This window comes from Enterobacter adelaidei, assembly GCF_041937165.1.
GTDB lineage: Bacteria > Pseudomonadota > Gammaproteobacteria > Enterobacterales > Enterobacteriaceae > Enterobacter > Enterobacter adelaidei.
The window spans coordinates 1,583,162-1,604,290 of the sequence record NZ_CP154353.1; the positions used below are offsets into that span (position 1 = coordinate 1,583,162).

The following is a 21,129-nucleotide window of genomic DNA, read 5'->3' on the forward strand; positions in this document are numbered from 1 at the left end:
CTCAGAACTTTTGATATTCAAAATGCAGCTGCATGCTCATGCTGTCATCAACAGAGGTCCATGCGACAACGGTGATTGCCAACAGGAGATAAAGGAAAAAAAGACGGATCGCGATTTTCATCATTTAAAACTCTGTGCAATAAAGCGAATCATAGGAACCCAGGCCAGTTCGGAAGGGTGCAAACGATCCCAGTTCCAGCCATTCTGATAAGGCATGGCGTACATATCTAAATAAGGGATCTGGTTCTTTTCCAGAATGGTTTTAATTTGCTTATCAACCGGGCGGAAGGTATCGGTATTGTAAAGTGCCCAGGGATTAACCGGGTCGACGATAGCAATCACCTGCACGTGACGTTCTTTCAGCAGCTGAACGGTTTTACTGAACGCGGCGATTTGCGCAGGCACGACCGGCGTGTCATCCCACTGTTGCGGTTTACCGTCCTCTTCGTAAATCGTTTTGTCCATCCACAGCGTGGCCGCGCTCTGCTGGCGTTTTTTATTTAACTCGCGCGCGTTCGCCAGCTCTTTATCCCAGTCTGGGGCGATGTGGGTGGTTGGCTGCTGCGGCCAGGGCTGTACCGTCTGGGGCGTGATGTTGAGCAGCGCCAGCCAGTCGTTTTTTATCAGGGTGCAGACGTTCGCAAACTGGAAGCTCAGCTCGTCCCACATCAGATCGGGGTGCCAGCCAAAGACACGCATTTGGCCAAAGGTTAAATGGCTTATGTCTTTACTATCAATATGCTTTAAATAATTAACCAGCAGCGGTCGCGCCTGCGGATCTTTCATCAGCGGATTAAAAATAGAACCGGGGAAATTATCGGCATAGATAGCAGGAGGCAGACCTTTTGAGTAAAAACTGTCAGGTGCCAGAAGCAACACAACTTTACTGTTTGCGTTAAGGCTATTTTTAAAACGTGAGAACAGTAAGAATTGCGTTTCGTCATCGACAAATGCATCGCCATACGCCACGACGGGCTTGTGCAATTGCTTATTAAAGTAATTATATACAGCGTAATGTTCATCTTCAGAGGTGGCGACCTCTGATGCACCGATGAAGAAAATAGCATTCCCTTCTAAGGCATGGGAAATGGTGGCTATTTTTTCCGCTTGTTCTTTAGGTGTGCCCGCCATTGATTTAATCAGTGGCTGAAAGGCGAGGGGCGGATCGAAGCTTGTCACCAACGGGTGAACACACAGGAACAAAATGGCCAGTGTCGCCATCAGGATGTGTAAGCAAAGCGTATTTTTGATTTTCATCATCAACCAGTAAGATTACATGACAGTAATTTTTTGAAGTCTGTTGTCATTTCGATTTATAACAATTACACAACAAAAGGCCGTCTGTTTATGTGGCATTCTATACCAGAGCGATTTAAACAGATGAGCGTTGCTGTGTTACGGTATGTACAAGGGCGCAGAGACTGATGTGAGGTAAGCAGCTGGGTGACTTTTTGCGCAGTTAAACGCCTGCGGGTAAAAATAGAAAAATTCCTGCTTTACAAGGCGCTAATAGATGTTTATAGTGCGCCTCACTTTGGAAGCGTGGCCGAGCGGTTGAAGGCACCGGTCTTGAAAACCGGCGACCCGAAAGGGTTCTAGAGTTCGAATCTCTACGCTTCCGCCAAATTCGAAACCCAGGTCGTTATGCGACCTGGGTTTTTTGTTTTAGCCGGTTTCAGCATGCGATTCAGTCATGCTGATGTGGCGCTGGAACGGTGTTCTTCCATACACAGTGTGTATCAGCTGCAGGGCGCGCAGCGTGTTGTCAACAGGACAAAAAACCTGCTCAATTTTTAGCATAATGTTTTGTTTTATATTTTTTAACGTCCAGCCCTGGCTATTACTATTTTTAATGCCCATACGGTTTTTCGTATAATAAGACGCTGTCTCCATTACGTGAGACATAAAAGTGAACAGGTTCTTAATAATTTTTCATGTTTCATTTAATTTTCTGCAAATAGTTTGGTCTGACACGCAAAACTGATTAAATCATGGTGTGGATCACTGCCGACAGAACATAACTAAAATATAATGGCGGTATCGTTCTGAAGCAGGGTTTATTCGCTTCAAAAAATTACTATTATCCACCATGAATGGAAGACATGATGAGAGGAAAAATCCCCAAGAGCGAGTTGCTGGTGACGTTCGAAGTTGTGGCGCGTCACGAAAGCTATACCCGCGCGGCAGAAGAACTGGCGTTAACGCAGAGTGCAGTGTTCAGACAGGTGACGGCCCTGGAGGAGTTTTTACACACCTCATTATTTAACCATGCCAAAAAACGGATTTTTCTAAATGCAGCTGGAAAGCATTATCTGAATATCGTGAAAGAGACGCTTAATAGGCTGGAGCGCGATACAAATATGATAATGAGCTGGCAGCCTGCCGTTCAGGTGGTGGAGTTAGCGGTAAATCCTACCTTCAGTACGCACTGGCTGATCCCTAATTTATGGGAGTTTAATAAATTAAATCCTGATATTATTGTTAACATTCACTCGCTGGCTAATATCGGCGATTTTTTAAATCGTGAGTACGATGCGGCTATTATGCGCGCAGATTTTTGTCCTCCGTGGTCGGAGGTCGATTATTTATTTGAAGAGGAGATCCTGCCGGTCTGCAGCCGAAGCTTGCTCCCCAGTGCGGAGCAGAAACTGGGGGTTGAGGAGCTGCTAAGGGAATTTCCACTGTTACACCAAAGCACTCGCATCAATGGCTGGCAGGAGTGGTTTGCGCTTTCCGGTATTACCAGTCCGGAAGTGAATCTTGGCCCGCGTTTTGACCTCCTTTCGATGCTGATTGCCGCAGTACGATCGAACCTTGGTGTCGCGCTGCTTCCCCGCTTCGCCATCCAGCATGACCTGGACTGTGGCGAGATGGTTATCCCCTGTGATGTTCCTATCCGCACCGGTAACCGCTTCATCATGACATGGCGGGAGGAAAAGGCTCAGTCCCTGCCGTTACAGACCTTCCGCGAGTGGCTACTTCAAAAATCAGTAGTGTCTCCGGTGGAGTAAAAATACCGGATGGCGGCAGCATAGCGCGCCATCCTGTACCGGCATGCTTACCAGTCAATGCCTTCCTGTGCCTGAATACCGCTGTCAAATGCGTGCTTTACCGGGCGCATTTCGCTAACTGTGTCGGCAAGCGCCAGTAATTGCGAGTGGCAGCCGCGTCCGGTGACGATCACGGTCTGCTGCACCGGACGGTTCTCAACCGCCGCGATCACTTCCTGAGCATCCAGATAGTGATAAGCCAGCATATAGGTGAGCTCATCCAGGACCACCAGGTCGTAACTCGGGTCAGCCAGCATGCGTTTACTCTCCTGCCACACAGCCGTTGCGGCCTGAATATCCGTCTCCCGGTTTTGTGTCTCCCAGGTAAAGCCGGTGCCCATAATGTGAAACTCGACGCCGAGCGGATGCAGGGTGTTGTATTCGCCATTATCCCACTGACCTTTAATAAACTGCGCGACGCCAACGGTTTTACCGTGTCCGACGGCACGCGTTGCCGTGCCGAAGGCAGCAGTGGACTTGCCTTTTCCGTTGCCAGTGAAGACGATCAGAATTCCTCTCTTCTCTGTCGCCGCCGCTACGAGGGTATCAACCTGCTCTTTACGCTTTTGCTGCCGTTGGCGGTGTCTGTCTGCGTTAGCTCGCGCTTCCATAATGGCTCCTTAATGTCCGGCAGGGCAGGATGCGCAGCGATGCAGCTGCTCAAACTGGCTGAAGAAATTATTCCCTTTGTCGTCAACCAGCACAAAGGCGGGCAGATTTTCGACCTCCATCATCCACACCGCCTCCATGCCCAGTTCGGGATACTCCAGGCAGCGCAGGCTTTTAACGAACTGCTGTGCCAGCAGAGCCGCCGCACCCCCGATACTGCCGAGGTTGAAGCCACCGTGTTTATGGCAGGCATTGGTGACCTGCTGGCTGCGGTTACCTTTGGAAAGCATGATCAGGCTTCCGCCCGCGGCCTGGAACGTATCGACATAGCCGTCCATGCGCCCGCCGGTGGTTGGACCGAGGGAGCCGCAGGCCTGATTCTCCGGTGTTTTCGCCGGCCCGGCGTAATAGACAATATGGTTTTTCATGTACTCCGGCATCGGCTCGCCGTTATCCAGCCGCGCTTTGATTTTTGCGTGTGCGATATCGCGGGCGACCACAATCGGGCCGCTTAACGACAGCCGGGTGCCGATCGGCAGGGCGGACATATCGCGCAGGATCTCACGCAGCGGGCGGTTCAGGTTGATCTGTACGGCACGGGCGTCGTTTTCATCACGGCTGGCCTCCGGGATATATTTCCCTGGGTTATGTTCCAGCTTCTCCAGCCAGATACCGTGTTTGTTGATTTTCGCTTTGATATTGCGGTCGGCGGAGCAGGAGAGTGCCATGGCGACAGGGCAGGAACCGCCGTGGCGCGGCAGACGGATGACGCGGATATCGTGCGCGAAGTACTTGCCGCCAAACTGGGCGCCGATGCCGAATTCGCGGCTGGCGTTGAGCAGCGTGGCTTCCAGCGCCGTATCGCGGAACGCCTGGCCCAGCTCGTTCCCGCTGGTGGGCAGGTTGTCATAATATTTTGTTGAGGCCAGCTTCGCCACCTTCAGCGCCTGGTCTGCAGAGAGGCCGCCGACCACAAAGGCAATGTGATACGGTGGGCAGGCCGCGGTACCGAGCGACTTCATCTTCTCGATCAGGAACGCGGTGAGCTTCTCCGGCTGCAGAATGGATTTCGTTTCCTGGAAAAGCGCGGCTTTGTTAGCCGAACCGCCGCCTTTATTGACGAACAGGAAGCGATATTCGCTCCCCGGCGTGGCGCTGATGTCTATCTGCGCCGGCAGGTTGGTTTGGGTGTTGACCTCGGTATACATGTCCAGCGGTGCGTTTTGCGAGTAGCGCAGGTTACACTCGCTAAAGGTGGCATAAACCCCTTTGCTCAGCGCTTCGGCGTCATCACCGCCGGTCCAGACGTGCTGGCCTTTGCTCGCCACAACGGTGGCCGTGCCGGTATCCTGACAGTTTGGCAGAACGCCTTTTGCCGATACCTCGGCGTTACGCAGCAGCTGCAGGGCGACATACTTATCGTTACTGCTGGCCTGCGGGTCGTGCAGGATGCTGGCTATCTGCGTTAAATGTCCGGCGCGCAGGAAAAATGAGGCTTCATAAAAGGCCTGCTGGGCCAGCAGGGTCAATGCCTCAGGCGCCACCTTAATGACCTCCTCGCCCTCTAACTCCGTCACCGTAACGTGTTGCGTGCTGAGGAGTTCATATTCCGTCGTATCGTTACTTTGAACAAACAATTCCTGCCAGACAAATGGTTTAGACATAATACTTCTCACTTTGTGGTCGTTTTTGCCGGGCGCTGGCGCAGCTGCCACGCCCGGCTTACAAAATCACAGCCGGTTGGGTCAATGGGCTAAAAAGAGATTGGCCTGCGTCGCCTCAGCGACGTACGCAATCGTCTGCTGGGCGCGGACGCTATTCCCGGCGGCATCCAGCGGTGGCGAATAGACCGCGATGGCGTATTGCCCGGGCACGATGGCAACCATGCCGCCGCCGACACCGCTCTTCGCCGGGATCCCAACGGTGTACAGCCATTTGCCACTACCGTCGTACAGCCCGGCAATCGCCATTTCCGCCAGAACCTGCGGTACGTAGCGTTCATTCAGCAATTGCTTACCGTTGAAAGGTGATTTGCCTTTGTTCGCCAGCACTGCGCCCATTTTGGCGAGCTGCTCAACGGTGATATCTACGGAACACTGGCGGGTATAGATTTCGACAGCTTCCCGGGTATCGCCATAAAAGCTGTTGTAGGACGCCATCAGCATCGCCAGCGCCTGGTTATGCTGATTGGTCTCCATTTCAGATTTGAACACCGGTTCGTTGACGGTCAGCGAGGCATCGGCCCACGCATTCAGGTTATTGAGGATTTTGTTCCAGCGGTCGGTCTTATCTTTCGCCTCAATCAGGCTTACCGTGCTCATCGCCCCCGCATTTACCAGCGGGTTTTCCGGCGCACCTTTGGTCAGCTCAATCGCTAAGCCGGAGTTGAAGGGCAGACCGGTCGCACTGGCACCGAGTTTATCCAGCACCTCCTGCGGGCCACGTTGCTCCATCGCCAGCGCCAGGGTGAACACTTTACTCAGCGACTCCATTGGGAACGCTTTTTTGACATCGCCAACCTGGTAAATGTTGCCGTCGACCGTGGCAAGGGTGATGGCGAAATTGTTGGGGCTATAGGTCGCCAGGGCAGGGATGTAATCGGCGACTTTCCCCTCATGATTACCTTTAAATTTTTGGTGAGCCTGCTCAAGCAACTGCGCGTAGTCCGGGGCGGGTTGCGCCAGCGCGGCGGCGCTAAATAACAGGCTGACGGATAAGAGGCTGACGCCGAAAATATTTATCTTCATGGGGCTATCCTGTAAATCGGAAGATAAAAGGCCAACGACGGTTGGCCTTTGTAATCAATACATGGCGATTTCTGTGTCTGAAGTGGTACTTTCTTTGGCCGGAACCTTGCCGCGGCAGCCGACGCCGAAGTGTTCGCCTTCCCAGCGCCCGACGATAGCGGCACCCATCGCGTTACTCATCACGTTGGTGGCGGAACGGCCCATGTCGAGGAACGGATCGACGCCCATCAGCAAAATCAGGCCCGCTTCCGGAATGTTGAACTGGTTGAGCGTGGCGGCAATAACCACCATCGATGCACGCGGCACGCCCGCCATCCCTTTCGAGGTCAGCATCAGGATCAGCAGCATGGTAATCTGCTCGCCAATGCTCAGTTCGATGTTGCACGCCTGGGCGATAAACACGGTAGCAAACGAACAGTAGGCCATTGAGCCGACCAGGTTAAAGGAGTAGCCGATGGGCAGGACAAAGCTGGCAATCCTGGAGGAGACGCCGAATTTTTCCAGTTTGTTCAGCGTGCCCGGGAAAGCCGCTTCTGAACTTGAGGTCGTAAAGGCCAGCAGCGCAGGTTCGAGGATCGCTTTTGTCAGACGACTGATGCACGGACCGACAATCATCGTGGACAGGCCAATCAGAATCGCCCACAGCAGGCCGAGCGTCATGTAGAACTCGCCCATGAAAATACCTGCGCTGACCATCACACCCAGACCGCGTTCGGCAATCAGTCCGGAGATCGCGGCAAACACGGTCAGCGGTGCAAACAGCATGACGTAGCCCGTCAGCTTCAGCATCACATGCACCAGAGAGTCGAGCACCTTAATGATGGGCTCGGCTTTCTCGCCAATGGCCGCCAGGCTGCAGCCGAGGAAAATCGAGAACACCACGATTTGCAGGATCTCGTTGCGGGCCATAGCATCAACGATGCTGGTCGGTACCGCGTGAGAGATAAACACTTTCAGCGTGAACGGCTCGGACTGAACGGCCGCAACGGCCCCGGCGTCATGGGCGACAAAGTTAATGCCTGCGCCAGGCTGGAAGATATTGACGATAACCAGCCCCAGCGCGATCGACAGCAGCGAGGCACAAATAAAAAGGAAAAAGGTTTTGGAGAATATACGGCCGAGTGTTTTAGCATCACCCATTTTGGCTATGCCGACCACCAGGGTTGAAATGACCAGTGGGGCGATAATCATTTTCACCATACGTAAGAATATAGTGGTGAAAATAGAAATATCTTGTGAATACGATTTTGCTGTATCTGCTGATGCCATATTATTAATGACCACCCCGGCTATCATGCCGAGTATCAAACCTAATATGATCATTTTCGTTAAGCTTATTTTTTTCATGTTTACTCCATCGGATAAAGGTTGGTTAATGTGTAGGGTCGCGTGCGTCTGAGCCATGACGAACCGCTCAGACGCACGTTTGTTGTGACCAACCGCATGAATTATCTGGAATACAGTGATACAGCAAATATCTATATCCCAATGGACGTTGTTGTATTTGTAGTGTTACAGCTCAAACTCAATACTTAATAACGGCGCATGCTGCTGGGCACCATAAACATCATTGTCACCGACGTTGCCGGAGATAATATCGCGAGGCATGACAATTTTGACCGCATTGGCCGGGTCGAACCAGATAATGCGATGTATAAAGTCAGGCTTAACGTTATATAAACGGGCAATAAGCTGTGGCGTTAATTGCTCCGAGGCTTTTACCCGCTGATAGTCTTCACGCGTTTTAAATAAAATATCAAGAACCAGCTCATACGGCCCCGCATTTTTAGAACGAATGACCTGCGCCAGTGAGCAAATACCGTGTTTCATAACTGAACTCCTTCTGGCGTGACCTGCTCGATGTGGAAATCAAACCGTAGCGCGTCACTCGCTTCAATCAGGTGATAGATTGAGAACTCATACACCGGGCCGCTCTGAATATCGGAAGGGGAGAACGGGAACGCGAGGTTGCCCGCTGTGGCGATCCGTTTTTCATAGCCGTAGTGCAGCAGGGTAGAGCGCACCAGCGAACAGACGCTGTTGGCGATATCCTGGGTGGGGGCCACCACGTCCAGCAAAATTCCCAGTTCGTGCCCGGCAGACTGCATCGGCTCATGGTTGCCCATCACGCCGTTCTTTCCGTACAGGTGGAACGTCATGCGGATGCTGTCGTCATTCAGCGAGAGGTTGCGCTTCACGCTGACCTGCACTTCTTCGAGGATATTATCGATCCCGGCAATCATGATCGGGTCACGCGTACCGGCAATGGTCAGACAGCGGAAGCCGACCCGGCGGGCACCTTCCAGCTTCAGCGCATACGGCGTTTCTTCGTGACGGGAACCGCTGACGTACACTTCGCCCTCGTTGACCGCTTTGAAGCTGCACCCTTTCAGGTTCAGAACGCCGCCCGGTCCCGGCAGGAAATACGGGTCGGATTTCTCATACAGGGTGTGCGCCGCGGCCGACGTTTCGGTGAATTTACGCTTCGGATTAAACGTTTTCAGCGTAAAGCCGTTATCGTCAATGATGCCCATCGCGCAGTCGGAGCCAGATCCCGGCGTAGCAGCAATCGCCGCGCACTCAAGGATCTTACCGCAATGCAGCGCCAGACCTTCATCGAAGCCCTGCATGACAGGCAGTGCGGCAAAGCAGGCCGGATCGTATGCCCGTCCGCCCAGCACCACCTGCGCCCCGGCCGCAAGAGCCCGCTGGAAAGGCTCGATACCCATCTGCGCGACAATATAGGTGCTCTCCTCGATGGCCTCGTGGGTCAGCTCCGGGACGAAATCCAGGGCAGTGATTTTCCCGTTGTCCAGCGCCTGATGCACAGTGGCTTTATCGACATCCGACGGGATCAGCGCCATAGAGAATGAGAGTTTCTCTTCCTGAGCAATCTCGAGGATTATCTGCCGGCACCACTCCAGATGCGGCGCGGCACCGGAGCCACCCGCGGTACCGATCACCACCGGAATATTGTGCTTCACGCCAGCCACGATCATATAGCGCAGATCGCGTTTTACCCCCGCCCGGTCGGTGAAAGGCTTACCTGCCCCCAGGTAGTGGGGGCCAGGGTCGGAAGAGCCCGCGTCAACAGCAATAAGATCCGGCGATTCTTCCATAGCTTTACGAAAACTCTCTTCCGGGAAGCCATAGCCCAGGATTGCCGTTGGCGATAAGATCTTAAATGTACGTGCCATCTTTTAATCCTTAGTTTGCAACAGTGCGATGGTGCGGTTCATTTCGTTAAACACGATGTTAAGACCTTCATCGAAGCCCATGCCCGGCTTGATCAGCATGCGCATCGGGCGAGCGGCGAGGGCCACGTGCACGCAGGTGCGGGCGCTGATTTCCGTTTCGTTACAGGTACCGCCCTGATAGGCTTCCATGCCGTGTTTGTTGCAATACAGCACCGCATCAACGATGTTGTGAATACCGCCCAGATCCGGGGTTTTGATCTGCACCATGTGGCAGCTGCCCGCATCGGTGAAATCCACAATGTCCTGATAGGTGTTACACCACTCATCGGCAACGATTTTCACGCCGGAACCCAGACGCATCAGCTCGTGGGTGATGGCGGTCAGCAGGCGGATTTGGTCCGGCTTGTTACCCGCATCCACCGGCCCTTCAATGTACAGCGGCAGGCCCTGGGCCTCTTTTTCGAGGCTGGCGATATACGCGGCGCAACGGACCGGGTCCATATCGAAAATCAGACCGATAGTGCCGTACACGTCAATGTGCAGCGTCGGGCGATAGCGCGGGCTGGTACGCAGGCTTAAGATGCGGTCGGATAACCAGCGTACATACTCACGCAGTTTTTCACCTTTCAGGCCCAGCTTCTCTTCCACGTTGTTGATAAGCGCATGCGGCAGTACATCAACGCCTTTGAGGATCATTTTGTCGACGGCGATATAGCGGTCGTCACCGCTCTGACCAAATAATGGAATGGCTTCCGGGACGCACGGCAGTTGCCACTCGTCACAAACGACTTCCGTTTTCAGACGACCGGTCGCCAGGGCTGCCGCGTCGAGCAGCGCCTGCGACAGGCCATAACGCACGGCGGTATGCAGCAGATGGCCATCTATACGCAGTTCGTCAAAGAAGCGGGCGTTCGTCAGGAACCGGTCAACGTCACGGCCCTCCAGCAGCGGTTTGATGTGATCGTTAAGGAATGGAATGAAGTGTTCAGCCAGGAACAGCGGATCGCGACCGCCTGCACCTGAATATTGCACCGCTGCACAATCGCCCACCGCCACCGCGCCGTTTTCCAGAATCAGCTGTACGGATACGCATTCACCCGCCTGACGAACGGACGTAAATCCAGGCGTTACCGGAGCGCCGGTATAGATAAACCCGTCATGCCCGGCACCGTTTTTGATGGCCTGCTGATCGTCGAAATAGAATGAGGAGTAGCCTGCGGTGAAAAGGGCCTGTTTAATTTTCATTATGGTCTTCCTATTAATTTACTGTGGGATACAGCGTTGATGTCATCAACAACCATCTGGAATGAGGGCTTACGTCCTTCAAAACGCGCGCGCTCGGCGACGTAATCGTGATGCAGGGCGAGAATATCTTTCGGCAGCGGAACCGCGCCGGCTTCCAGCACGCGAATCGCACCGGCGTTATCACGCACCGGCAGGATTTTGCCCGCGTTGCAGGAGGCGGGCGCGAACGGTACGTCCAGCACGCCAGCTTCAAACGCCAGCACCGTTCCGCGCGCGACATCGCCGTTGCCCAGCTCGAAGACTTTCTTCAGCACGGCGCGGACTTCGCTCTTAATGAGCTCGACTTCCTGCTCGACGGCGGCACACGGTGGGAATTTCTGATCGCTGACCATGTTGAGCATCTGACGCGAGGCCTTCAGCCCCTGGGCGTTTGCGGCAGCGGTCGGAATACCGAACGCTTCGTGCGGGCTCTTGGTGATCACTTTGGTCGCTCCGGACATACCGGCAACCGCTGCACCCCAGGAGATAATGGCAAATGCTTTTGACTCATCTTCCGGGAAGCCGCCCATCCACTGGTGGAAGACGGTACTCAGCTCGTAATCGTCAAAGCCGTGGTTATGGAAATATTCGTGGGAGAGTTCGCGCAGAGCCTGAATGGCGGCGATATCCTGCGTCAGGCTACCAACCTGGCCGTAGCCGACGGTGATTGACTTCACGCCCTGTTCCAGCGCCAGCAGACCTTCGATAATCGCCACCGAGTGGGACACAAACGGCGGGATCAGGGTGCCCGTCAGCGGGCCAAACGGTTCGCGATTGATACGGATGCCGTTCTCTTCGTACAGGCCCATCAGGCGGTCGCAGTACTGCCAGTCGCGGATGGATTTTTCCAGAGTGACGCGCTTAGCGTACGGGATGTTGTACGAGATACCGCCGCCTTCGTAGCTGGTAAAGCCGCTGGCCATTGCGATCTCTGCCAGCAGGCGCGCATCCGGCGTGCCGTGACGTACCTGAATCGGTTTCTCCAGCGCTTCAGTCATGCGACGGCAGGCGGCGACGCCGTGGTTAACGACCGGTAAGCCGTTAAGCTTGGAGGTGCCCGCTTCGATGGATTTTTGGATCCCTACCGCTGCCTCTTCATAGCGATTCAGACGGGTGTAGGCATCAATGGTACTGGGCAGCAAATCGCACTCTTCCTGCAGCGTTTTGAGCAGGGCGATATGTTCATCCATGAGCGCTACGCCAGCGCGCGGCTGGCTCAGGGTTTTACCTTCCTGGTCCGCCTTCAGTAGAGCGTGAGAAAAGCGTTTTTGCTCAGGAATGGTTTGCTGGTACTTCACGCTATCTTCGAAGTTCTCAACGTCCTTGCCGGTATGCCAGGTTTGTAAGACCTGTTGCCGCTCAGTCATGAATTCGTCATGGGTTAGCTTTTTATTTCGAAGTTCCATTCGTTGCTGCCTTAGGTTTTATAGGGTTAAACAATGAATACTGGTGCGAGCCGCCGCCTGCGGGTCCAGCCTGGCGACATTCGCCAGCAGAGGAAGCAGACCTTTTGCATCGCGGTAATAGTCAAACTGCCCGGGTAAAAGCACACGTCTGCTGCTGTCGTCCAGCTCGCGGTACTTCAGCCAGCGGTGAACATCAAACTGGCTGGCGCGGGAGAGCCATCCCCCGGAGCCCACCACTTTGCGCACGGTGGTCAGATCGCGCCCCACCTGCAAATCGACGTTACCTACGCAGGTACAGACCTGTTTTTTAGTGCCGGCATGGCGCTCGCTGGCGTACCCAACGCACAGCCCGGCCAGCAGCGTGTCGAAATGTTTTTCTTCTTCGGTGACCGGCAGATAATCCGGGTGGGCGACCAGATGGCGCAGATAGCGATAAAACGCTTCCTTGCGCTGAGGCTGATGGGCGAACACCGCGTTCACCAGTTCCTGGGTACTTTCGCCGACAACCACCGCTGAGACACGCATACCGAGGTCTCCCTCTACGGTGCGTTTAACAAATGGCTCAGGCACACCGTGCAGAACGGTATCCGGGGAGAGCATGTTGGCGCTGGCGGAATAGACGTCGGTGGTGGCACCGCCCATGTCGATCAGCATGAATTCTTTCCACGAGCTGTCGACGTCGCTGATCGCTTTCACCAGTTCGTAGACGGTCCACGGTGTTGGCATCGGCTCCTCGCCGGTTTCCCCGACGATAACGTCCAGTCCTTTCCCCTTCACAATGCGGGACAGAAAGACATCGCAGATGGCCTTGCGGGCGGCATACGGATTCGGGTGATCGAGGTCAGGCAAAACGTTGTCGACCGTAATCAGATCTTTGTGGCCAAGAATAGCCTGCACGTCGTCCTGAATATCGCGGTTTCCAGCGTAGATAATGGCGCAATCCAGCTTTGACGCTGCCAGCGCGCGAGCATTGGCAAGACCGTAGCTCTCTTCTCCGCCATCCGTACCGCCTGTGAACAGCAGAATGTCCGGTGGAGAATCCTCCAGCGCCCGAATATCGTGGCGGTTCAGTTTGTAGGAGTAGTACTGGGCGATTTTGGCACCTGCCGAATGGGCGGTGACTTTGGCCGATTCCAGGGTTATCGACGGCACCAGACCCATTGCGGCAACGGCGAGCCCACCTTTTGCCGACGAGGAGTATTTCAGCGTAACGTCCCCGCTGTTCAGCAAAGGTCGCGCATCGGCAACGTTTAGCACCTGGTTCAGGCTGGTAAAGAACCCCTCCGCCAGATGGTGGGTCGTCGTCGGGGTCAGAACGTGGTTGACCAACGTTAGCGCATCACCCTCTGGTGTGAAGAGCGCTGCTTTGGTCCACGTCGAACCTATGTCGACTGAGACGATTTGCATCAGAAACCCTCTTCAAGACAAAGCTCTTCAACGCGCTGACGCTGCTGTATATCGTTCGCCATCAGCTGACAGACGTCTTCCAGGTCGTGGCTTGGGGCGAAAACGCGGTTGAAACCCATCTCTTTGAATTTGGCTTCGACATCGGCAAAATCGTGCTTACCCACGACCAGATTACCGCCAACAAAAAGCAGGATGTCGCCAATACCGCGTTCGATGCAGCGCTCACGCAGCCCCAGGCAGTCGATGTCGCCATGGCCGTAGATGGATGAAACGACAATAGCATCAGCCCCGGTTTCGATGGCCGCATCAATATATTCATCCTGGCTCACCATCACACCAAGATTGATTACGTGAAAATTATGGGAAGTAAAAACACGGTCCAGAACTTTATTGCCTACCGCATGGCAGTCAGCACCAATGACGCCAATAACAAGTGTTGATTTCTTCATGGGTAATCCTCTGTAGGGCTGATTGTAAAAATATTATGGGTATTAAAAATAGTTAATGGATATTCGGTCTGTTAATAGTATTGGAGTGTCTTTTGAAGACGAAAAGGAAGCAATTGATCTATTTTCAAAAAATCCTTCCCAAAATGATGATGGTAATGATGCATCATGGAAAATCATTTTAATTCAATCTGTTGGGTGGGGTTTGTTTTGGGTTTGGTATTTATCTGTAAACGTTGGTGACAAAAGCATTGTGATATTTGTGATCGAGCGCCTGTTTTATTGTTGAGAGTAGAAAATATATTTTTTTTGACTTTTATAAGTGGAGGGCTATTGCCATGCAGACATTGGTGAGAGGGTATTTACTGTTTTATTGATATTGGTCATAAACGCCATTCGTACAATTAAGGGAGAGTGATAAATACATCAAATTTTTGGCATGTGGAGGTGGGTATAATTCAGCGCTAATTTTAATTACCCGTTTTCTTGCATCTTTGAATATTTAATCTGAGGATATAACGATGAGTAAAGGGAAGGTTTGGCTTGTAGGGGCAGGGCCTGGTGATGCGTCTCTGATAACGGTAAAAGGTCTGCACTGTATCCGCCACGCGGAGGTGATTGTCCACGATCGCCTGGTTAACCCTGAGCTTCTGGCTCAGGCTCCGGCAAGCTGTCTGATTATTGATGTTGGTAAAACCCCAAGTCATCATCCGGTACCTCAGGAACAAATCAATGCCTTGCTGGTTAAGCATGCCGGGGAAGGGCGGCAGGTGGTGCGTCTGAAAGGTGGTGACCCCTACGTTTTTGGCCGCGGGGGTGAAGAGGCCGAGCAGCTGGCAAAAGACGGCCTGGCGTTCGAAGTCGTGCCGGGGATCAGCTCCGCGATTGGCGGATTGGCCTATGCCGGGATCCCGGTCACGCACCGTCATTACGCCTCCAGTTTTCATATTGTGACCGGTCATATGTGCCAGGGGAACGACCCGCAAAACTGGCATGCGCTGGCGCAAATCAACGGAACGCTGATCGTTCTGATGGGAATGACCCGGCTGACGGAAATCTGCCAGCAGCTCATTGAGGGAGGCATGTCCACTGAGACGCCGGTGGCGGTAGTGATGTATGCCAGCCAGTCTCGTCAGCAGATTGCCAAAGGTACGCTGACCGATATCCACCTCGAGGTTGAGCGTCAACAACTGCATGCTCCTGCGCTGATTGTCGTCGGTGAGGTGGTCAACCTGCAGGAGATACTGGCGTTTTCTGCATCGCATATCGCGCTGAATCAGGTTGTTGTCTGATGTTATTCTGACATTTTCGAAATGGCCGAGTGAAACGAATGAGTGAGCATGGTGGTAATGTCCTGGAAACGGGGCTGCAGTTGGGGATCGCTCCCGAGTTGCTGTTGGATTTTAGCGCGAACATCAATCCGTTAGGCCTGCCCCAGCGCGTCAGGTCGCTCATTGTGTCCCATCTGGATATCATTACGCAGTACCCGGACGTTGAATACCGCCATCTTCATCTGGCGCTGGCCAGCGCCAGTCGGTGTGACTACGACCAGACGATTGCCGGAAATGGCGAAACGGAGTTGATCTATGGCCTGGTGCGAACGCTTGCCCCTCGCAGGGCGATGCTGCTGGTGCCGGGCTTCGCTGAATATCGCCGGGCATTACAGCAGCAGGGTTGCGAGATAATCGACTATGCGCTGAGTGAGCAGAACGGGTTCCAGGTGGATGCTTCCATACTGGACGCCGTTCGTGCGCACAGGCCCGATTGCCTGTTTATCGCAACGCCGAATAACCCTACCGGACTCATGCCTGATGCCGATCTTCTCGCCCGGCTGGCCTCGCTGTGCGAAACGCTGGAGATTTCGCTGATTGTGGATGAAGCGTTCATCGATTTTCTGCCGCAGGGCTCCACGCTGGCGCCACGGCTGGCTGACTCACGTTATCTTTACCTGCTGCGTTCTCTGACCAAGTTTTTTGCTATTCCAGGGCTGCGCCTTGGGTATCTGCTGAGCGGAAATACGCAGACTATTCGCCAGCTGAAACGCACCCGCGAGCCCTGGTCCGTGAATGCCTTCTCGGCGCTTGTGGGGCAACATTTGCTGTTGGATGAAGACTATATTGCTCGCAGCCACGCCTTTATCGCCCGGGAGCGGGATTTCCTGTGGCAGGCGATGACGCGTTTTTCATCGCTGGTGGTCTGGGAGCCGCAGGCCAACTTTATTTTCTTCCGCTGCCTGCGTCAGGGTTTCGACCTGAAAGCGGCACTGCTTGGTCATCATATCCTTATTCGCCACTGCGAAAACTATCCCGGGCTCGATCGCGACTACTATCGGATTGCCGTGCGTACTGAAGCGGAGAACCGTCGGTTTATTGCCGCGCTGACTGACGTTTTACAAGGCTAGGCGATGGACTATTTCCCGATTTTTTGCAATCTGAAGGGTAAACGCTGCCTGATCGTCGGTGGTGGGCAGGTGGCGACGCATAAGGCAAAGGGGCTACTGGCTGCCGGGGCAGAGCTGCGTCTGGTTGCGCCTACCCTGACGCCGGAACTCGCCAGCCTGCACGCGTGCGGTGACATCGAGTGGGTCCCGGCGACGTTTGCGCCGCAGTATCTGCAATCATGCTGGCTGGTTATTGCCGCAACCAGCGATCCGCAGGTGAACCGTCAGGTCGCCAGGGACGCCAGCGCGGAGCGTCTGTTTTGCAATGTCGCAGACGACCCTTCTGCTGCCACCTTTATCTCGCCGGCCATTATTGACCATTCGCCGATCATTATTGCGCTGAGCTGCGGGGGCAATGCGCCGGTGTACAGCAAGATCCTCAAAGCGCATGTCGCAGCCCATCTTCCCCCTGGCATGCGGGAAAGCGTGCGGCTGGCGGGGGCGCTGCGTGAAAGGGTAAATAGCGCGTGCAGTGATCGGGAGCGCAAGCGTGCATTTTGGGACGCGTTTTTCCGGCATGTTCCGCTGCAAGAGGCTTTAGCGCAGGAACACGAGCAAGAGGTTAAGCAGCAGGTCGAGTGGCTCATTCAGCACAAGTTGCTGTCAGAGTAGCGTCACGCCGCCTTTTACCATCCGCAGCAGGTGTTGTTCAGGCCAGTGGCGGGTGAGCTGTTTTTTCGCTAACAGCCATTTCACATAATCGACATCGTCTTTATTTCTGTCCAGCATCAGCCCCACGACGCTGCCGCTGTGCGCCACGTTCACCCCGTAGATACCGCACTCCTCCACCAGTGAGAGCAGTGCGTCAAAATCCGGTTTAGGCAACAGCGTCTGGCTGGCGATGGCGCTGAGGGTTGCCGCTTCTCCCATCCGGTAAGGGTTTTGCGTCATACAGGATTCCTGTACTTTCTCCCATGCGCGTTTCAGCGCTGGCGCACCGACATATAACCCCGCCTGACGCGGGATGCGGTGGTAATCTGCCGTGCGCAGCGTTTGCGGACTTTCGAGAACAAGCAGATCGAGATTGGGCTGGGCGTCGCAGGCAATCTGCGTGGAGGCGTCGTTATGATCGAAAAGGGTCAACTGGCGAAACACGGTACTGTCGGTGGGTTCGAGCGAAACGCAAAGCGTTGCCAGTGTGCTTTCGTCAAGCTGATGCCCCAGATGGTGGGCGGTGGCGACGGCGGTGGCGGCAATATCTGCGGTGCTGCTGGCCATCCCTTTGGCAATCGGGATGGTCGAATGCACATCAATGCGGATATCCTGGCTCAACTGCGCCGGGTAGTGCCAGTGCTGCAATAACCGCTCGACCATCGCGCGCGACAGCGGGCGTTCATCCGCCAGGGCTGAGCCGTAGCTCACCTCAACCGTGCTGTACCATTCGACAGGGCAGGAGACCAGTTTCTCACTGCCCAAAATCCAGCCCTGGATAAGCTCACCGCATGACGCGGGGCATTGCGCAACAGCCACGTTTCCACCTTTCTGGTCTGCAAATTCTGAAGCATAGTGTCATGAGGATATCCCTCGTACCTTGATATACCGCAAATTCCCGCCTGGATAATCTACATATTATTCTGCGATTCTGCTGAATACGTAACGCATCAATAAAGCCACACGAACTTACGTTGAATAGCAATATTATGTGATAGCCAGGTTTTAATGCCTTAATGAATTTTGATCACGATAAAATGAAAAAATATCAAGTGGTGCAATAACTTGTCATAGCGCAATAAATATTGAGATTTTAAGCGTAATTATCTTTGCTTTTAATTTTTTGTGATAAAACGTTGAGTTATTGAGGAAGGCGTCAATTATTCTGGCGCCACATTTTACTTAGCGTGTATTTCATTACGGTTAAGTATTTGCCTAAGGTGAAGTGAAACGCCGTAAATAGCATTGCTGTTTTATAACGCGCTATTTTCTCATTATGTAAGCCGACCGGTTTGCCACATTTGTGGTAGGGAAGGGGGTGATAATCCCCCGCAGCCCCCGCTGCTGTGATGCTGACGACCCCGTAATGACCACTGATCGTGAGATTGGGAAGGACGGGCGAGGAAGACGCTAAGCCAGAAGACCTGCCTGTCGGGAACGTTCAACAACTTCGGTGGGAAGTGGGTTGTACTGATGCATCATACAGTCGAAAGACTGGGGTTACGTGTATCTATACCTCCCGACCACCCTGGACAGGATCAGGGCCATGGCGGCAAAGCAGTACGCGTTTGTTCTTGCAGGTACCGGAAGCGGTTGTGGTAAAACCACGGTGACGCTAGGCCTGTTGAGTCTGTTAAAACAGCGTGGGTTACGCGTCCAGCCATATAAAGTGGGCCCTGACTACCTTGATACCGGCTGGCATACCAAAGTCAGCGGTACGTCCTCCCGCAACCTCGACAGCTTCATGCTTCCTGAGCCGATACTCAACGCGCTGTTCTGCGAGCATATGCAGCAGGCGGATATCGCGGTGATTGAAGGTGTGATGGGGCTGTATGACGGCTACGGCACCGACCCGAACTATTGCAGCACCGCCGCGATGGCAAAACAGCTGGGCTGCCCGGTGATTCTGCTGGTGGATGGCAAGGCGGTCTCGACCTCAATTGCCGCCACGGTGATGGGCTTTCAGCGATTTGATCCCACCCTCAATATTGCTGGGGTGATTGTCAATCGCGTCAACAGCGAACCACATTATCAGTTGCTCAAAACGGCAATTGAACACTACTGCACGGTACCCGTCCTGGGTTATGTACCCCGCGTTGAAGGCGTCGGTTTGCCCGAGCGCCATCTGGGACTGGTCACCGCCCGGGAGTCGGTCGCGGACCTGCAGACCTGGCAGAATTTTTCCGCCATTCTCGAACGTACGCTGGACATCGGGCAACTTCTCGCGCTCAGCCAGATGGCGTCGCTGCCGCAGGGCTCCTGGCCCGCGCTCCCTGACGGGGACGCCGGGCGCGGGTTGACGCTCGCGATGGCCGATGACGAGGCCTTCAACTTCTATTACGCGGATAACATCACGCTGCTCGAACGTACCGGGGTCGACATTATCCGCTTTAGCCCGCTGCGCGATACCCATTTACCTGACTGCCAGATGGTCTGGCTTGGGGGCGGTTACCCGGAGCTGTACGCGGCACGGCTTGCGGAAAACACCACGATGCTTGCCAGCCTGCGGGAGGCGCACCGGCGAGGCGTAGCGATTTACGCCGAATGTGGTGGGCTGATGTATCTCGGCAGCACGCTCGAAGATAGCGAGGGGGTCATCCACCGGATGGCCAATGTTATCCCTGGCCACAGCAGGATGGGTAAACGGCTGACCCGTTTTGGCTATTGTGAGGCGCAGGCGCGCCAGCCCACGCTGCTGGCCGATAGCGGAGAGGTGCTGCGTGGGCATGAGTTTCACTATTCCGACTTCTCTCCCCAAACCCCCGCGGTACTGGCGTGTCGCAAAGTACGCGATGGCGTAACGATGCAGGAGTGGGCGGGCGGTTGGCAGGTTGGCAACACGTTCGCAAGCTACCTGCACCTCCACTTTGCCCAACGCCCCATGATGCTCAACCGCTGGCTGACGGCGGCGAGGGGGGCGCTATGACCCTGCTGGCCTGGTGCGTCGCGTGGCTGCTCGATGTCACTATCGGCGACCCGCAAAACTGGCCGCATCCGGTGCGCTGGATAGGCAACCTGATCAATGCGATGCAGCGGAGTATTCGCCGCTGCTGTCATAGCGACACGGCGCTACGCGTTGGCGGCGGCGTCATGTGGCTGGCGGTAGTGGGGCTGACCTGGGGCATATCCTGGGGCGTACTGGCGCTCGGACGGATGGTTCATCCCTGGCTGGGCTGGGCGATTGAAGTGTGGATGATGTTTACCGTGCTGGCCGGGCGCTGCCTGGCAAACGCTGCACGGGACGTTGAACGTCCTCTGCGAGCGGGCGACCTTGATGAAAGCCGCGAAAAACTCTCCTGGATAGTGGGACGCGATACGTCTCAACTTCAGCCGGAACAGATCAACCGGGCGGTGGTGGAGACCGTCGCGGAGAACACGGTCGATGGCGTTATCGCCCCACTGTTTTTCCTCATGCTGGGCGGTGCGCCACTGGCGATGGCCTATAAGGCGGTGAATACCCTCGATTCAATGGTGGGCTACAAGCACGAAAAATACCGTGCGATCGGCATGGTCAGCGCCCGTATGGATGACCTGGCGAACTATATCCCCGCTCGTCTGAGCTGGCTTCTGCTGAGCATCGCGGCGTGGCTATGCCGTGACGATTTCTCCCGCGCGCTGCGCGTCGGCTGGCGCGACCGCTACAACCACAGCAGCCCCAACTGCGCGTGGGCAGAAGCGACGGTCGCCGGCGCGCTGGGCATCCGGCTTGGCGGACCCAACGACTATTTTGGTCAGCGCGTAGAAAAGCCGTGGATTGGCGACGCGCAGCGCCCGATTGCGGTAGACGACATTTCCCGAACGATTCGACTGATGTGGGTTTCCTCCACCCTGGCGCTGGCGCTGTTTATCGCAGCACGCTGGTTGATGGTTGGCGTGGCCTGAGGACAAGAGA

Annotated in this window: 21 protein-coding genes, 1 tRNA gene and 1 riboswitch; of the genes, 8 read left to right on the top strand and 14 right to left on the bottom strand. The window is 54.7% G+C overall.

Annotated elements, in window-relative coordinates; genetic code table 11:
* Nucleotide 1 precedes the first annotated feature (1 nt).
* Together AAHF05_RS07605 and AAHF05_RS07610 are read right to left on the bottom strand one after the other, a co-directional pair.
* A complete protein-coding gene (locus AAHF05_RS07605; protein ID WP_256371422.1) occupies nt 2-124 on the bottom strand; it encodes a hypothetical protein in 123 nt (40 codons plus the stop codon).
* Entirely contained in the window at nt 121-1,257 is a 1,137-nt protein-coding gene (locus AAHF05_RS07610; RefSeq protein WP_028019195.1) for a D-alanyl-lipoteichoic acid biosynthesis protein DltD, read from the bottom strand. Before AAHF05_RS07610 ends, AAHF05_RS07605 begins: the two co-directional genes overlap by 4 nt.
* A 279-nt stretch (nt 1,258-1,536) precedes the next feature.
* On the opposite strand from AAHF05_RS07610, the gene AAHF05_RS07615 reads away from it, so the two are divergent.
* A tRNA-Ser gene (locus AAHF05_RS07615) sits at nt 1,537-1,624 on the top strand.
* A gap of 41 nt (nt 1,625-1,665) precedes the next feature.
* Here AAHF05_RS07615 and AAHF05_RS07620 read toward each other — a convergent pair.
* On the bottom strand, nt 1,666-1,860 hold the full coding sequence (locus tag AAHF05_RS07620; protein WP_129324420.1) for a hypothetical protein: 195 nt from the start codon (nt 1,858-1,860) through the stop codon (nt 1,666-1,668).
* Nucleotides 1,861-2,105: 245 nt separating this feature from the next.
* Between AAHF05_RS07620 and AAHF05_RS07625 the strand changes: the two genes are divergently transcribed.
* The gene (locus AAHF05_RS07625; RefSeq protein WP_129324477.1) at nt 2,106-3,011 is read left to right on the top strand and encodes a LysR substrate-binding domain-containing protein; all 906 of its coding nucleotides are present in this window, start codon (nt 2,106-2,108) and stop codon (nt 3,009-3,011) included.
* Nucleotides 3,012-3,058: 47 nt separating this feature from the next.
* Here the strand turns inward: AAHF05_RS07625 and cobO are convergent, their stop codons facing one another.
* The 10 genes from cobO to glmS all read right to left on the bottom strand — a co-directional run bounded on the left by cobO (nt 3,059) and on the right by glmS (nt 14,149).
* Complete coding sequence (cobO, locus tag AAHF05_RS07630) at nt 3,059-3,661, bottom strand: cob(I)yrinic acid a,c-diamide adenosyltransferase (RefSeq protein ID WP_129324421.1); 603 nt, start codon at nt 3,659-3,661, stop codon at nt 3,059-3,061.
* Between the two features lie 9 nt (nt 3,662-3,670).
* Entirely contained in the window at nt 3,671-5,323 is a 1,653-nt protein-coding gene (locus AAHF05_RS07635) for a class I fumarate hydratase (RefSeq protein WP_129324422.1), read from the bottom strand.
* A gap of 81 nt (nt 5,324-5,404) precedes the next feature.
* Complete coding sequence (gene glsA, locus AAHF05_RS07640; protein WP_129324423.1) at nt 5,405-6,406, bottom strand: glutaminase A; 1,002 nt, start codon at nt 6,404-6,406, stop codon at nt 5,405-5,407.
* Between the two features lie 54 nt (nt 6,407-6,460).
* On the bottom strand, nt 6,461-7,753 hold the full coding sequence (locus AAHF05_RS07645) for a dicarboxylate/amino acid:cation symporter (protein WP_049008338.1): 1,293 nt from the start codon (nt 7,751-7,753) through the stop codon (nt 6,461-6,463).
* 165 nt (nt 7,754-7,918) lie between these two features.
* The gene (locus tag AAHF05_RS07650) at nt 7,919-8,236 is read right to left on the bottom strand and encodes a DUF4387 domain-containing protein (RefSeq protein ID WP_129324424.1); all 318 of its coding nucleotides are present in this window, start codon (nt 8,234-8,236) and stop codon (nt 7,919-7,921) included.
* Nucleotides 8,233-9,603, bottom strand: a complete 1,371-nt coding sequence (locus tag AAHF05_RS07655) for an acyclic terpene utilization AtuA family protein (RefSeq protein WP_129324425.1) — start codon at nt 9,601-9,603, stop codon at nt 8,233-8,235. Before AAHF05_RS07655 ends, AAHF05_RS07650 begins: the two co-directional genes overlap by 4 nt.
* A 3-nt stretch (nt 9,604-9,606) precedes the next feature.
* Nucleotides 9,607-10,848 carry a methylaspartate ammonia-lyase gene (locus tag AAHF05_RS07660; RefSeq protein ID WP_028019187.1) on the bottom strand — a complete coding sequence of 414 codons (1,242 nt, stop codon included), beginning with the start codon at nt 10,846-10,848 and terminating at the stop codon, nt 9,607-9,609.
* Complete coding sequence (locus tag AAHF05_RS07665; RefSeq protein WP_129324426.1) at nt 10,848-12,293, bottom strand: methylaspartate mutase subunit E; 1,446 nt, start codon at nt 12,291-12,293, stop codon at nt 10,848-10,850. Before AAHF05_RS07665 ends, AAHF05_RS07660 begins: the two co-directional genes overlap by 1 nt.
* Before the next feature lie 18 nt (nt 12,294-12,311).
* A complete protein-coding gene (glmL, locus tag AAHF05_RS07670; RefSeq protein ID WP_129324427.1) occupies nt 12,312-13,700 on the bottom strand; it encodes a methylaspartate mutase accessory protein GlmL in 1,389 nt (462 codons plus the stop codon).
* The gene (glmS, locus tag AAHF05_RS07675; RefSeq protein WP_028019184.1) at nt 13,700-14,149 is read right to left on the bottom strand and encodes a methylaspartate mutase subunit S; all 450 of its coding nucleotides are present in this window, start codon (nt 14,147-14,149) and stop codon (nt 13,700-13,702) included. The genes glmL and glmS overlap by 1 nt, the downstream gene beginning before the upstream one ends.
* Before the next feature lie 85 nt (nt 14,150-14,234).
* On the opposite strand from glmS, the gene AAHF05_RS07680 reads away from it, so the two are divergent.
* The 4 genes from AAHF05_RS07680 (at nt 14,235) to AAHF05_RS07695 (ending at nt 17,198) form a co-directional block, all read left to right on the top strand.
* Entirely contained in the window at nt 14,235-14,435 is a 201-nt protein-coding gene (locus tag AAHF05_RS07680; RefSeq protein ID WP_129324428.1) for a hypothetical protein, read from the top strand.
* 232 nt (nt 14,436-14,667) lie between these two features.
* Nucleotides 14,668-15,438: a uroporphyrinogen-III C-methyltransferase gene (gene cobA / locus AAHF05_RS07685; RefSeq protein ID WP_129324429.1), complete on the top strand. Its 771-nt coding sequence runs from the start codon at nt 14,668-14,670 to the stop codon at nt 15,436-15,438.
* Nucleotides 15,439-15,476: 38 nt separating this feature from the next.
* A complete protein-coding gene (cobD, locus tag AAHF05_RS07690) occupies nt 15,477-16,547 on the top strand; it encodes a threonine-phosphate decarboxylase CobD (protein ID WP_028019182.1) in 1,071 nt (356 codons plus the stop codon).
* 3 nt (nt 16,548-16,550) lie between these two features.
* Nucleotides 16,551-17,198: a bifunctional precorrin-2 dehydrogenase/sirohydrochlorin ferrochelatase gene (locus tag AAHF05_RS07695; RefSeq protein WP_129324430.1), complete on the top strand. Its 648-nt coding sequence runs from the start codon at nt 16,551-16,553 to the stop codon at nt 17,196-17,198.
* Here AAHF05_RS07695 and AAHF05_RS07700 read toward each other — a convergent pair.
* A complete protein-coding gene (locus AAHF05_RS07700) occupies nt 17,190-18,056 on the bottom strand; it encodes an L-threonine kinase (protein WP_129324431.1) in 867 nt (288 codons plus the stop codon). The two genes, AAHF05_RS07695 and AAHF05_RS07700, sit on opposite strands and share 9 nt — an antisense overlap.
* A gap of 452 nt (nt 18,057-18,508) precedes the next feature.
* Nucleotides 18,509-18,684, top strand: a riboswitch (cobalamin riboswitch).
* Between the two features lie 99 nt (nt 18,685-18,783).
* Between AAHF05_RS07700 and AAHF05_RS07705 the strand changes: the two genes are divergently transcribed.
* Both AAHF05_RS07705 and cbiB read left to right on the top strand, forming a co-directional pair.
* On the top strand, nt 18,784-20,163 hold the full coding sequence (locus tag AAHF05_RS07705) for a cobyrinate a,c-diamide synthase (protein ID WP_129324432.1): 1,380 nt from the start codon (nt 18,784-18,786) through the stop codon (nt 20,161-20,163).
* The gene (cbiB, locus tag AAHF05_RS07710) at nt 20,160-21,119 is read left to right on the top strand and encodes an adenosylcobinamide-phosphate synthase CbiB (RefSeq protein ID WP_129324433.1); all 960 of its coding nucleotides are present in this window, start codon (nt 20,160-20,162) and stop codon (nt 21,117-21,119) included. The genes AAHF05_RS07705 and cbiB overlap by 4 nt, the downstream gene beginning before the upstream one ends.
* Nucleotides 21,120-21,129 lie beyond the last annotated feature (10 nt).